The 12,517-nt window shown below is 73.9% G+C and carries 11 protein-coding genes; 4 read left to right on the top strand and 7 right to left on the bottom strand.

Annotated elements, in window-relative coordinates:
* Nucleotides 1-63: 63 nt before the first annotated feature.
* The 3 genes from BEP24_RS04250 to BEP24_RS04240 form a co-directional block, all read right to left on the bottom strand.
* Nucleotides 64-1,371 (bottom strand): UDP-glucose/GDP-mannose dehydrogenase family protein, encoded by a 1,308-nt coding sequence (locus BEP24_RS04250; protein ID WP_065960634.1) that lies wholly within the window; start codon nucleotides 1,369-1,371, stop codon nucleotides 64-66.
* 68 nt (nucleotides 1,372-1,439) lie between these two features.
* Nucleotides 1,440-1,958, bottom strand: coding sequence for a PH domain-containing protein (locus BEP24_RS04245; RefSeq protein WP_065960633.1), 519 nt, complete (start codon nucleotides 1,956-1,958; stop codon nucleotides 1,440-1,442).
* Nucleotides 1,959-1,962: 4 nt separating this feature from the next.
* Nucleotides 1,963-2,826 (bottom strand): biotin--[acetyl-CoA-carboxylase] ligase, encoded by an 864-nt coding sequence (locus BEP24_RS04240; protein WP_065960631.1) that lies wholly within the window; start codon nucleotides 2,824-2,826, stop codon nucleotides 1,963-1,965.
* A gap of 74 nt (nucleotides 2,827-2,900) precedes the next feature.
* Between BEP24_RS04240 and BEP24_RS04235 the strand changes: the two genes are divergently transcribed.
* Both BEP24_RS04235 and BEP24_RS04230 read left to right on the top strand, forming a co-directional pair.
* Nucleotides 2,901-4,496: an acyl-CoA carboxylase subunit beta gene (locus tag BEP24_RS04235; protein ID WP_065960629.1), complete on the top strand. Its 1,596-nt coding sequence runs from the start codon at nucleotides 2,901-2,903 to the stop codon at nucleotides 4,494-4,496.
* Nucleotides 4,497-4,527: 31 nt separating this feature from the next.
* Nucleotides 4,528-4,788 carry an acyl-CoA carboxylase subunit epsilon gene (locus tag BEP24_RS04230; protein WP_065960625.1) on the top strand — a complete coding sequence of 87 codons (261 nt, stop codon included), beginning with the start codon at nucleotides 4,528-4,530 and terminating at the stop codon, nucleotides 4,786-4,788.
* Nucleotides 4,789-5,287: 499 nt separating this feature from the next.
* On the opposite strand, the gene BEP24_RS04225 is transcribed toward BEP24_RS04230, so the two are convergent.
* The 4 genes from BEP24_RS04225 to BEP24_RS04210 all read right to left on the bottom strand — a co-directional run bounded on the left by BEP24_RS04225 (nucleotide 5,288) and on the right by BEP24_RS04210 (nucleotide 9,770).
* On the bottom strand, nucleotides 5,288-6,337 hold the full coding sequence (locus tag BEP24_RS04225) for a hypothetical protein (protein WP_065960701.1): 1,050 nt from the start codon (nucleotides 6,335-6,337) through the stop codon (nucleotides 5,288-5,290).
* Nucleotides 6,334-7,626: an ATP-binding protein gene (locus BEP24_RS04220; RefSeq protein WP_065960623.1), complete on the bottom strand. Its 1,293-nt coding sequence runs from the start codon at nucleotides 7,624-7,626 to the stop codon at nucleotides 6,334-6,336. Before BEP24_RS04220 ends, BEP24_RS04225 begins: the two co-directional genes overlap by 4 nt.
* A 5-nt stretch (nucleotides 7,627-7,631) precedes the next feature.
* Nucleotides 7,632-8,348 carry a response regulator transcription factor gene (locus BEP24_RS04215; RefSeq protein WP_065960621.1) on the bottom strand — a complete coding sequence of 239 codons (717 nt, stop codon included), beginning with the start codon at nucleotides 8,346-8,348 and terminating at the stop codon, nucleotides 7,632-7,634.
* Between the two features lie 162 nt (nucleotides 8,349-8,510).
* Nucleotides 8,511-9,770, bottom strand: a complete 1,260-nt coding sequence (locus tag BEP24_RS04210) for a TRAM domain-containing protein (protein ID WP_065960619.1) — start codon at nucleotides 9,768-9,770, stop codon at nucleotides 8,511-8,513.
* A gap of 14 nt (nucleotides 9,771-9,784) precedes the next feature.
* On the opposite strand from BEP24_RS04210, the gene BEP24_RS04205 reads away from it, so the two are divergent.
* Entirely contained in the window at nucleotides 9,785-10,582 is a 798-nt protein-coding gene (locus tag BEP24_RS04205; protein ID WP_065960617.1) for a Maf family protein, read from the top strand.
* 96 nt (nucleotides 10,583-10,678) lie between these two features.
* Nucleotides 10,679-12,451, top strand: a complete 1,773-nt coding sequence (locus BEP24_RS04200; RefSeq protein ID WP_065960616.1) for a biotin carboxylase N-terminal domain-containing protein — start codon at nucleotides 10,679-10,681, stop codon at nucleotides 12,449-12,451.
* The last annotated feature ends 66 nt before the right edge of the window (nucleotides 12,452-12,517 follow it).

The raw sequence follows: 12,517 nt of genomic DNA, 5'->3' as shown, positions 1-12,517 counted from the left end.
GCCGGGCCCGGGGCGGACCCGGGCGGCACGGACGGGACCGAGCACCACGGCGTCCGACCGCGCTCAGCGCCCCATGCCGCGGTAGGTGAAGCCCGCCGCCGTCCAGGCGTCCCGGTCCAGGCAGTTCCGCCCGTCCAGGACGATGCGCCCGGCAGCGAGCCCGGCGACGGCCTGCGGGTCGAGCGACCGGTACGCCGCCCACTCGGTCAGCACCAGCACGGCGTCCGCGCCGGCCAGTGCGTCCTCGGCGCGGTCGGCGTACTCGAGCTCCGGACGCAGGCGGCGCGCGGTGCCGATCGCGGCCGGGTCGTGGGCCGCGACGGTCGCACCGAGCTCGACGAGCCGCGCCGCGATGTCGAGCGCCGGCGAGTCCCGGACGTCGTCGGAGTTCGGCTTGAACGCGAGCCCGAGCACCGCGATCCGACGGCCCGCGACCGAGCCGCCGAGCAGCTCCTCAGCGAGGGTCACGACGTGCGCGCGACGCCGCAGGTTGATCGCGTCGACCTCGCCCAGGAAGGCGAGCGACTGCCCCACGCCGAGCTCGTCGGCACGGGCCTGGAACGCGCGGATGTCCTTCGGCAGGCAGCCCCCGCCGAACCCGAGTCCGGCGTTCAGGAACTTCCGGCCGATCCGGTCGTCGTGGCCGATCGCGTCGGCGAGCGCCGTCACGTCGGCCCCGGCGACCTCGGCGATCTCGGCCATCGCGTTGATGAACGAGATCTTCGTCGCGAGGAAGGCGTTGGCGCTGATCTTCACGAGCTCGCTGGTCGGCAGGTCGACCACGAGCCGCGGGATGCCGGCGGCGAGCGCCCGGGCGTACACCTCGTCGAGCACCGCGACCGCGCGCGGCCCGGCCTCGCCGGCGGGCACGCCGTACACGAAGCGGTCCGGCGTGATCGTGTCCTGGACCGCGAAGCCCTCGCGGAGGAACTCCGGGTTCCAGACGAGCGTCGCCTCGGGCTGCACCGCACGGACGCGCTCGGCGAGCCGCGCGGCGGTCCCGACGGGCACCGTGGACTTGCCGACGACCAGGTCGCCCGGCGCGAGGTGCGGCAGGAGCCCGGTCACGGCAGCGTCGACGTAGGTGAGGTCCGCGGCACCGCTCGGCCCCTGCGGGGTCCCCACCGCCAGGAAGTGCACCCGGGCGCCCGCGACGCGGGACGGGTCGGTCGTGAACTCGATCCGGCCGGAGGCCAGGGCCTCGGCGAGGGTCTCGGGCAGTCCGGGCTCGAAGAACGGGGCGTCACCCGCTGCGAGCCGTCCGATCTTGTCCGGGTCGACGTCGAGCCCGACGACCTCGTGTCCGAGCTTGGCCATGGAGGCGGCGTGCACGGCACCGAGGTACCCGCAGCCGATGACGGAGATGCGCACGGGACGACGGTACCGGACCGCGGGGTCGCGAACCTGGCGGAACGCGCCGAAGTCGAGGCCCGCTCGCCTCAGTACCCGCCGACGATCTCGTCCCAGTCGGGCTCCCGGTGCCGCCGCCGGGCCTCGTACCCCTCGACCAGGTCGTGCAGCACGGCGACCACGAGGTCGGCGTGCGGGACGTCGCCGAGCACCACGGGCGGTTCGTCGCCGGGGAAGACGAGGACGTCCCCGGACCGCCACACCCCCTGCATGCCTCGACGCCGGACGGTCACGTCGTAGCCCCGCGAGTGCAGGAGCTCCCGGCGCGTGCGGGTCCCGAGGCCGTGCACGACGACGAGCCGCCGCGTGGTGACGACGTACCGCTCCGACATCCAGCGGAACAGCGGCACGAGCCCGCCGAGCACGACCAGCAGCAGCGTCACCGCCGCGACCACGACGTTCACCCACGCCAGCTGCGCGCGGAACACCCCGAAGCCGAACCCACCGGCCGCGGCGACGAGCACGACGAACACCGCCGGACGGACGAGCCGCCGCGCGTGCGGCCGGAGCCGGGCGACGACGCGTTCGGGCGGCGGCTCGGCGGTCATGCCGTCATGCATACCGCAGGTGGGTGAGGTCCCCCACCGCGACGCCCCTCTCCGCGCCGTCCCGATCCCGGATCGTGATGCGGCCGTCGTCGTCGACGCCCGTGGCGTCCGCCTCGGTGACGCTGCCGTCGGGCAGCTCCAGACGGACGCGGCGGCCGATCGTGCCGCACGCACCACGGACCCGCGACCGCACCCCGTCGGCGGCCGCACCACCCGCGACCAGGGCGGCCACCGCCTCCAGGACGGCCGTGTGGAAGCCGGACGCGACCGCGTCGGCCAGGTCGGCCGCCCCGCCGGTCGCGCCCGCGACCGTCAGCGATGTCGCGGTCGGCGTCGGCAGCGCGTCCGCGGGGATCGTCAGGTTGACGCCCGCGCCGACGACGACGCTGCCGTCCGCGGCGACCTGGCAGAGGATCCCGCAGACCTTGCGGCCGTCGACGAGCACGTCGTTCGGCCACTTCACGAGCACGCGCGGCTCCGGCGTCCGGCCCGCCGTCTCCTGGTCACCGGTCGGCCGGGAGGCGCGGCGCACGTCGTCCGCGTCCGGCAGGACCGCGGTCACCGCGTCGCGCATCGCGAGCCCGGCGACGAGCGGCAACCAGCCGCGGTCGCGGTCGTCGAGGTCGGCGCGCACGAGCAGGCTGAGCGCGAGGGTCTGGCCGGCCGGAGCGGACCACGTGCGGTCCAGGCGGCCACGGCCCGCGGTCTGGTCGAGGGTCACGACCACGCTGCCGTGCGGCCGGTCGACGGCGACCGCGAGCAGGTCGGCGTTGGTCGAGCCGGTGCGCGCCGGGGCGTCGAAGGTCCCGCCGGCGGCCGCGACCACGCTCCGGGCAAGCGGGAGGGTCGGCTGCTCGGGTGTGGACATGCACGCAAATCTACGGGCAGGAACCGTGGGGGTCCTCCAACCGGCGCCGTCGTGGCCGCCGGTAGGGTGAGCGGGTGACCACAGGAGACACCCCCGACCTCTCGACCACGGCCGGTCGCCTCGCGGACCTGCGCGACCGCTACCACGAGGCCGTCACCGCCGCGGGCGAGGCCGCCATCGCGAAGCAGCACGCGAAGGGCAAGGGCACCGCCCGGGAGCGCATCGAGCAGCTCCTCGACGACAACTCGTTCGTCGAGTTCGACGAGTTCGTCCGCCACCGCACCACGTCGTTCGGCATGGACGCCAAGCGCCCGTACGGCGACGCGGTCGTCACCGGCGTCGGCACGATCCACGGCCGCAACGTCGCGGTCTACGCGCAGGACTTCACGGTGTTCGGCGGCTCCCTCGGCGAGGTCGCCGGCGAGAAGATCGTCAAGGTGATGCAGCACGCACTGAAGACCGGCGTGCCGATCATCGGCATCCTCGACTCCGGCGGCGCCCGTATCCAGGAGGGCGTCGTCGCGCTCGGCAAGTACGGCGAGATCTTCCGCCTGAACACCCAGGCGTCGGGCGTCATCCCGCAGATCTCGATCGTGATGGGCCCGGCCGCCGGTGGCGCCGTGTACTCCCCCGCGCTCACCGACTTCGTGATCATGGTCGACAAGACGAGCCACATGTTCGTCACCGGCCCGGACGTCATCAAGACCGTCACGGGCGAGGACGTGGGCTTCGAGGAGCTCGGCGGCGCGCAGACCCACAACGCGGTCTCGGGCGTCGCGCACTACCTGGCCGAGGACGAGACCGACGCGCTCGACTACGCGCGGTCGCTCATCGGGTTCCTGCCGGACAACAACCTGTCCGACGCCCCGGCGTACGACGTCGTCCCCGAGCTCGAGACCACCGACGCCGACCACGAGCTCGACACGGTCATCCCGGACTCGACGAACCAGCCGTACGACGTCACGGCGATCATCGAGCACCTCGTCGACGACGGCGACTTCCTCGAGGTCCAGCCGCTGTTCGCGCCGAACATCCTGATCGGCTTCGGCCGGGTCGAGGGCCGCACGGTCGGCATCATCGCGAACCAGCCGCAGGCGATGGCCGGCACCCTGAACATCGACGCCGGCGAGAAGGCCGCGCGCTTCGTCCGGTTCTGCGACGCGTTCGGCATCCCGATCCTGACGCTCGTCGACGTGCCGGGCTACCTGCCCGGCACCGACCAGGAGTGGACCGGTGTCATCCGCCGCGGCGCCAAGCTCCTGTACGCCTACGCCGAGGCCACCGTGCCGCTCGTCACGGTCATCACCCGCAAGGCCTACGGCGGCGCGTACATCGTGATGGGCTCGAAGCAGCTCGGCGCCGACATCAACCTGGCGTGGCCGACCGCCGAGATCGCCGTCATGGGCGGCCAGGGCGCGGTGAACATCCTGTACCGGGCCGAGATCAAGCGGGCCGAGGAGGCCGGCGAGGACGTCGCCGCCGTGCGGGCCCGCCTGGCCAACGAGTACACGTACAACGTGGCCTCGCCGTACCTCGCGGCGGAGCGCGGCGAGCTGGACGGCATCATCCAGCCGCACGCGACGCGCGTCGCCGTCATCAAGGCGCTGCGGGCGCTCCGCGGCAAGCGTGCCTCGCTGCCGCCGAAGAAGCACGGGAACATCCCGCTGTGAGCCGGGTCGCACACACCGGGGACGTGCGCTGATGGGCCGCCACGCAGCGGTCGTCCCGCCGGTGCCCGAGGAGCCCGTGTCGGTCGCCGACGTGCGGGTCGTCGCCGGGGAGCCCTCGCCCGAGGAACTCGCCGCGGTCGTCACGGTCCTGCAGCGTCAGGCCGACGAGGCCGCCGCGCTCGGTGCCGCCGAGGTCGCCGTCTCCCCGCGCTCCGGGTGGGAGGTCTCGGCCCGCGGGCTGCGCCGCCCGCTCGACCACGGCCCCGGCGCCTGGCAGCGCGCGACACGCTGACGCGATCCGACCCGTCGCGATCCGCGCCACCGTCGTCGGTCCGGGCCCGCCGACGGTCCGCACCCGGTGCCGGACGTCACCCGACCCACACCCACGAGACCCCCGTCGTCGACCGGCGGGGGTCTCGTGGCGTCCACCGTCACGCGCGGCGATGTACCCCGCTCCGGGCGGCACAGCGACCCGTTCCGGTGCCGTTGCAGGATGCACTCAGGGGTCGGTCTGCCCTCGAACGGGGGGCACGGAGAACGCGGATCGCGCGGAACGCGCGGAACGCCGCAGATTGTCCCCCATAATGACGACTGACACGTGTCGACGGCCACGGCATAGTCGTACGTGTTCGGTGTCCTTCGTTGAAGAACATCGTTGGTCGGTGGCTGACTAGGGTACGACGTCACCGGCCAGCTACGGGCCAGGGCGGTATTCGGGTTGCCGCTCAGGCCCGGGTCGCGAACGGGCCGGTCCCCTCGGGGTCCGGCCCGTTCCCCCTTTCCCCCGGCGCTCAGACCGAGGCGTGACGCGGGATCTCGAGCCACACCACGACCGAGTCGTCCTCGTCGCCGTCCCCGTCGTCGTGCCCGGCACCGAGCGCCGCGGACTCGCTCGCCGCGGTGTCGAGCCGCAGCCCCACCACGGTCACGGCCGCGTCCGCGCCCTCGGGCACCGTGCGGACGATCACGTTGTCGGCCTCGCGGGCCTGCCGGAGCGCGTCGGCCAGTCGGGCGTGCACGCGGCGCAGGTCGTCGATCTCCAGGTCGTCGAGACCGCCGTCGTCGTGCAGCTGCACGGTCGCCCCACGCCGACGGAGGCGCATCACCTCGTCGCGGACGTCGTCGGAGAGCAGGGACCGGCCGCGGATCTCGTCGCGGATCGCCTGCTCCAGGTGCAGGCACTCCGCGCGCTCGTCGTCGGAGAGGTCCCCGCCGGTCGCCATGATCCGCTCGAGCATCGGCAGCGCCATCCGCGTGGTCTGGCTCAGGCGGAACTGCCGTTCGAACACGTGCGCGTCCTGGGCGGCCTGCCAGTCGGCGGTCTCCTGCTCGGCGAGCACGAAGTCCCGGGTGACCCGGACCGCCCGCTCCATCGCGATGGCGAACCCGCTGGCGATCACGACCCAGGCGACGCTGCCCGCCACACCGAGCGACTGGAGCGCCGGGAGGCCCGCCCACCCGACCGAGAACAGCGTGAGGAACCCCACGCCGACCCAGGCGAACGCGCGCCGCCCACGGACGACGAGCACGACCATGAGCGTGCCGACCGCCGCGACCCACCAGGTGGTGTGCTCGTGGTCCCGCGCGAGGTCGATGACCGGTGCCTCGATCACGGGGATCACGAGCGCGGTGGCGAGCGCGAAGCACGCGGCCCACACCGGCAGCACCCGGCCGGGCAGGAACAGCGCGACCCCGGTGGCCGCGGCGTACAGGACCATGCAGGCCACCACCGGACCGGCGTCGGCGACGCGCGGCAGGGAGACCGTGGCGAGCACCAGGTGGTACACGGAGAACAGCGACGCGAGACCGATGGCGATGCCGGCCGGGACCGAGATCCTCACGGTCGACCTCCCGTCGCCGTCCACGACAGGCGGATCCTGGTGCCCGCGCCGGGGGCGCTCTCCACGGTGGCGGTGCCGCCGGCCATCACGACGCGTTCGACGATCGACCGCCGGACCCCGAGCCGGGCAGCCGGGACGGCAGACGGGTCGAAGCCCGCGCCGTCGTCGCCGACCTCGACGTGCACGGCCGATCCCCGCTGCTCGACGCGCACCCAGCGGTCGACCTCGGGACCACCGGCGTGCTGCACGCTGTTGACGGCGGCCTGGACCGCGGCGGAGGCGAGCGCATCGGCCACGGTCGCGGGCATCCGCAGGCCACCGACGGGTGCTGCACGCACCGCGACGGGCGCGGCGAGCCCGGCGACCGCGTCGACGATGCGCGCGCGGAGCTCGGTCGACGAGACCGGCGGTGCGTCGCCCGGCACGTCGGCGGCCGCGGCGTCGAGGTGGTCGACGGCGTTCCGGGCCATCCGGGCGGCGAGCGCCTGCGCCTCGGGCGTCTCGGCCCGGGCGGCGGACAGCAGCGTCGTGAGGACGCTGTCGTGCACGATCGCGTCGACCTGGACGCGTTCGACCTCGGTCGCGTGCGCCCGGATGGCGAGCGAGTAGCGGCGCACCGCGGTGGCCTGCGCGACGTCGACCGCGGTGGCCGCACGGCGGAGCAGGACCGCGATGACGAGCACGCCACCGCTGAGGATGACCGTGTACAGGCCGTCCAGCACTGCGCCGGCGCCGGCCTCGCCACCGACCGGGGTGAGCCGGATCGCGACGTAGACGGCCGGGACCAGCGCGACGTAGACGGTCGCACGCCACGGTGCGAAGCCCATCGCCGCGGCGGTCGACGCGACGGTGCAGAACCACCACGGCCACGGCGGCTGGGAGGCCGGCAGCGCGGTGTGCACCGTGAGCGGCCACGTCACGAGGACGACCAGGAAGAGCAGCGCGCAGACGATCTGCGCGACCTGGGCGTACCGCTGCACGAACGCGGTCACCCCGACGAACAGGAACGACGCCGCCATCACGCCCGCCGCGACCGGACCCCACACGGGGTCGAGGTACTGCAGCTGGCGGACGACGTTCGGCACGTTCACGGCACCGAAGCCGATCGCGGCGCCGGCGATCACCACGGCGAACACCCGCTCGACCGACGCCTGCGTGACGGCGGGCCGCACGCTCCGCGACGGGTCGACGCCGAACGGGGCCGGCTCGGCGACGGCGGGGGCCAGGCCTGCCGGTCCCCCGCCCGTCGCGTCGCCGTCGGTCGGCACCGGTGCCGCCGTGGTGTCCATCCGGGTCAGCGACCGTCGGTGTCGGGGTCGATGCCCGAGTCGAGCCCGGGCAGGATGCCGTCCTCGACGGCCCGGCGGAGCAGGTCGACCTTGGTCGGCGCGGGACGCCCGACCTCGACGTACTTCACGCGGATGCGGTCGAGGTACTCGCGGGCGGTGGAGTACCCGATCCCGAGCTGCTGGGCCGCGAGCTTGAGCGGCAGCCCCGAGGCGTACAGGTGCAGGATCTCGCGCTCCCGCCGGCCGAGCTGGGCCTTCGCGAAGTCCCGGTCGGCGTCGATGGCGCTCGCCCACTCGAGGTTGTTGAGCACGTCGCCGCGGGCGACGGTCGCGACCGCCGCCATGACCGTCTTCGTCGCCGACGACTTCGGGATCACGCCGGCCGCCCCTGCGGCCAGTGCCTCCCGCACGCTCGCGACCCGGTCGGCGATGGAGTGCACCAGGACGGCCGATCCGGTGCCCTGCACACCCTTCACGTTCGCCGTCACGGTCGAGCCGTCACCGAGGGAGAGGTCGAGCACGACGACGTCGACCTCGCGGTCCCCCAACTGCTGGATGTACTCCGGGACGCTCGCGGCGGTGAGCACCACCTCGAAGCCCTCGTTCTGGCACGCTGCCTGGATGCCGAGCCGCACGGACTCGTGGTCGTCGACGATCGCGACGCGCACGGGCCCTGTCGCCACGCTCGTCGCTCCGGTGCTGGTGTTCGTTCCTGTTGCCACGGTGGCCTCTCGTTCCGATGCGCTCCCGATCCCTGATACCGGGAGCGATCACAGGGAGAGGATACCGGCGACGGGTGTCGTCGGCGTTTCCGCACCACCCCGTGACGCAACTGCCGCCCGTGAGCCCGCTCCGGCGCTGCGGACGCGACCGCCCACCCGCCGTCAGGCGACCGGCACCAGGCGCGCCACGGCCTCCAGGTGGTGGGTGTGCGGGAAGAGGTCGAACGCACGCAGCGCCTCCAGGCGGTACCCGAGGTCCGCGAAGGTCGCGACGTCGCGCGCGAGCGCCACCGGGTCGCAGGCGACGTAGACGACCTGCGCCGGATGGAGCGCCGCGATCTGGACGACCGTCTCGCGTCCGGCACCCGAGCGCGGCGGGTCGAGCACGACCGTGCCGGCGCGGAACCGCTCCTGCTCCGGCCGCGACGCGGCAGCGGCGGTCCGGGTGAGCCACCGCTCGACGCGCCCGGTCTCGGCGCGGGCGCCGATCCACTCGGCCAGGTTCTCCTGCGCGTGCTCGGTGGCGCGCGGTGCGCTCTCGACGCTCGTGATGCGCGCCTTCGGTCCGACGAGGTCGCCGAGGGCGGCGGCGAGCAGGCCGACCCCACCGTACAGGTCGAGGTGCTGCCCCTCGGGGTCGAGGCGGTCGCGGTCGACGAGGTCCTGCACGGCCGCGGTCAGCACGGCCGGAGCCTGCCGGTGCACCTGCCAGAACCCGGTGTCGTCGACCGCGAACGACCGCTCGCCGACGCGCTCGCGCACCACCGACGGGGCCTGGTCGTCGATCACCAGGCGGGCGCCCTCGGCACCGCTCGGGGCGATGACGTCGACGACTTCCGCGCCGGGCATCGCGCCGCGGGCGAGCGGCGCGGCGTCCTGCACGACCTGCGCGGCGAGCGGCAGCGACGTGACGGGGACGACGGAGTGGGAGCGTGCGGCGAAGGGGCCGGCGGTGCCGTCCTCGGCGACGTGCAGGCGCACGCGGGTCCGCCACCCGAGCCCACCCGCCGCGTCGTCGCCGGGCGCGGCCTCGACCACCACGTCGTGGCCGAGCACCTCGGTCAGGTCGGTACGGGCGAACCGGGCGAAGGCGTCCACGAGGACGTCGTGCTTGAGGGTGCGCTGGTGCGGCAGCGCGATGTGCCCGAACTCGGCACCCCCGGCGCGCTCGGCGGGGTCGCGGTCGAGGGCGGCCTCGGCCCACACGTGCTCGACGCGGTGCTCGCTCGGGGTCACGACCGAGACGGTGTCGGCGCGCCAGAAGGACTTCTTGCGGTCCTCGGTGACGCGGGCGACGACCCGCTCACCCGGGACGGCGTCGGAGACGAACACCACGCGCCCCTCGTGCCGTGCCACCGAGATGCCGCCGTGGGCGATCCCGGTGACGTCGAGTTCGAGCAGCGTTCCGACGGATTCACCCATGGTTCGATGTTCCCATGCGTCTGTACCTCGCGAGTACCTCCCCCGCCCGTCGTGCGCTCCTGGCCCAGACCGGGATCGAGCCGGTGCTCGTCGCCCCGGGCGTCGACGAGGACGCCGCGGTCGCCGCCGCCGAGGACGCGCTCGGCCGACCGCTGACCGGCCCGGAGCTCGTCGCGATGCTCGCGGTCGCCAAGGCCGGTGCGGTCGCCGACGGCACGGTGGCCGGCGCGCCCGTGGACGGGTTCGTGTTCGGTGGCGACTCCGCGTTCGAGGTGGACGGGGTCCTGTACGGCAAGCCCCACGAGCCCGCGGTCGCCCGTGAGCGCTGGCGGCAGATGCTCGCCGCCGGCGGCGGCACCCTGTGGAGCGGGCACTGCGTCGTGGACCGTCGGGCGGACCGGGTCGCCGACCCGGCCAGCGGACGGACGGGAGGCGCGGGGCGGGCCGGCACCGTGCCTCCCGTCCGACAGGTGGACGCGTCGGGCGGCGGGCCGCTCGGCACGGCCGGCCACCTGGGCGACGTCGCGCCCGGCGGGTCGACGCTGGTGGCCGCCGGCGACCACGTGGTGGCGGTGGACAGCGCGGTGCTGACCTTCGCCGACGACGTGTCGCTCGACGAGGTCGACGCGTACGTCGCGACGGGCGAACCCCTCGAGGTCGCGGGTGCCTTCACGATCGACGGGCGGGCGGCCGCCTACATCTCGCGGATCGACGGTGCCCCGTCCGCCGTGGTCGGGCTCTCGCTGCCGGTCCTGCGCGCGATGCTGCTCCGGGGCTTCGGCGTCGCCTGGCACGAGCTGTGGTCGGCGTAGCCGTCGGTCCTTCGTAGACATCCGCACTTGTTCGGCGTCGTTCTTTGTGGATGCCGGTCAATTCTCGCTTCGTCGGCGCGAATAGGCTGACGAACCATGCCCCGTATCAGCAAGGTCCTCATCGCGAACCGCGGCGAGATCGCCGTCCGCATCATCCGCGCGGCCCGCGACGCGGGCAAGGCGTCGGTCGCGGTCTACGCCGACCAGGACCGTGACGCCCTCCACGCCCGCCTCGCCGACGAGGCCTACGCGCTGAACGGCACCACGAGCGCTGACACCTACCTCGTCATCGACAAGATCATCTCGGTGGCCCGTCGCTCCGGCGCCGACGCCGTGCACCCGGGCTACGGGTTCCTCGCCGAGAACGCCGACTTCGCCCGCGCCGTCATCGACGCCGGGCTCGTCTGGATCGGCCCGTCGCCGGAGTCGATCGAGCGCCTCGGCGACAAGGTCTCCGCGCGGCACGTGGCCGAGAAGGTCGGCGCACCCCTCGCCCCGGGCACGATCGAGCCCGTGCAGGACGTGTCCGAGGTCGTCGCGTTCGCCGACGAGGTCGGCCTCCCCGTCGCGATCAAGGCAGCCTTCGGTGGCGGCGGTCGCGGACTGAAGGTCGCCCGCACGCGCGAGTCGATCCCGGAGCTCTTCGACTCGGCGACGCGCGAGGCGATCGCCGCGTTCGGCCGGGGCGAGTGCTTCGTCGAGAAGTACCTCGACAAGCCGCGTCACGTCGAGACCCAGTGCCTCGCCGACGAGCACGGCAACGTCCTCGTCGTGTCGACGCGCGACTGCTCGCTGCAGCGCCGGCACCAGAAGCTCGTCGAGGAGGCCCCGGCCCCCTACCTGACGGACGCACAGACCGAGCGGCTGTACGAGTCGTCGAAGGCGATCCTCCGCGAGGTCGGCTACGTCGGGGCCGGCACGTGCGAGTTCCTCATCGGCGCCGACGGCACCGTGTCCTTCCTCGAGGTGAACACCCGCCTGCAGGTCGAGCACTGCGTCTCGGAAGAGGTCACCGGCATCGACCTCGTGCGCGAGCAGTTCCGCATCGCCGAGGGCGGCACGCTCGACTACGCCGACCCCGAGCCGCGCGGCCACTCGTTCGAGTTCCGCATCAACGGCGAGGACGCGGGGCGCAACTTCTTCCCCGCTCCCGGCCCCGTGCACACCTTCCACGCCCCGTCCGGCCCCGGCGTGCGCGTCGACTCGGGTGTCGTGTCCGGCGACGTCGTCTCCGGCTCGTTCGACTCGATGCTCGCGAAGCTCATCGTCACCGGTGCGACGCGCGAGGAGGCGCTCGAGCGCTCCCGTCGCGCCCTCGCCGAGTTCGAGGTCACCGGGCTGCCGACCGTGCTCCCCTTCCACCGCGCGGTCGTCTCCGACCCGGCGTTCGCCACGTCGGACGACGAGCCGTTCAGCATCTACACGCAGTGGATCGAGACCGACTTCCAGAACGACATCCCCGCGTGGAGCGGCGCGACCGAGGAGCTGCCCGAACCGGCCGCCCGCGAGAGCGTGGTCGTCGAGGTGCAGGGCAAGCGCATCGAGGTCACGATGCCGTCGATCGTCGGCGGCGGGTCCGTGGCCGGTCGTCGTCCGGCGGGGCCCTCGGCTCCCCCGAAGCGCCGGTCGTCGGCCGTGAAGGGCGGGCTCGCCTCGTCCGGTTCGGTGACCTCGCCGATGCAGGCCACCGTGGTCAAGGTCGCGGTCGCCGAGGGTGACACCGTGGTGAAGGGCGACCTGCTCGTCGTCCTCGAGGCCATGAAGATGGAACAGCCCGTGCAGGCCACGCGCGACGGCGTCGTGACCGGGCTGAACGCCCCCGTCGGCCAGACGGTGTCGTCCGGGCACGTGCTGCTCGAGCTGGCGTAGCGCGGCGCTGCCGCGCGCTCGCGCGCGTCGCGCGCGTCGCGCGGCGCTGGCTCGCGCGGCGCTGGT

It is taken from the genome of Curtobacterium sp. UCD-KPL2560, assembly GCF_001705035.1.
In the GTDB taxonomy this organism is placed as follows: Bacteria; Actinomycetota; Actinomycetes; order Actinomycetales; family Microbacteriaceae; genus Curtobacterium.
The sequence above is the reverse complement of the archived record's forward strand: the minus strand, read 5'-3'. Positions and strand labels throughout refer to the sequence as shown.

Excerpts from the sequence above, each read along its gene's own strand:
- BEP24_RS04220 (WP_065960623.1), bottom strand. The coding sequence starts at position 7,626 with ATGGACACCACGGCGGCACCGGTGCCGACCGACGGCGACGCGACGGGC.
- BEP24_RS04240 (WP_065960631.1), bottom strand. The coding sequence starts at position 2,826 with ATGTCCACACCCGAGCAGCCGACCCTCCCGCTTGCCCGGAGCGTGGTC.
- BEP24_RS04245 (WP_065960633.1), bottom strand. The coding sequence starts at position 1,958 with ATGACCGCCGAGCCGCCGCCCGAACGCGTCGTCGCCCGGCTCCGGCCG.
- BEP24_RS04205 (WP_065960617.1), top strand. The coding sequence starts at position 9,785 with ATGCGTCTGTACCTCGCGAGTACCTCCCCCGCCCGTCGTGCGCTCCTG.
- BEP24_RS04210 (WP_065960619.1), bottom strand. The coding sequence starts at position 9,770 with ATGGGTGAATCCGTCGGAACGCTGCTCGAACTCGACGTCACCGGGATC.
- BEP24_RS04230 (WP_065960625.1), top strand. The coding sequence starts at position 4,528 with ATGGGCCGCCACGCAGCGGTCGTCCCGCCGGTGCCCGAGGAGCCCGTG.
- BEP24_RS04200 (WP_065960616.1), top strand. The coding sequence starts at position 10,679 with ATGCCCCGTATCAGCAAGGTCCTCATCGCGAACCGCGGCGAGATCGCC.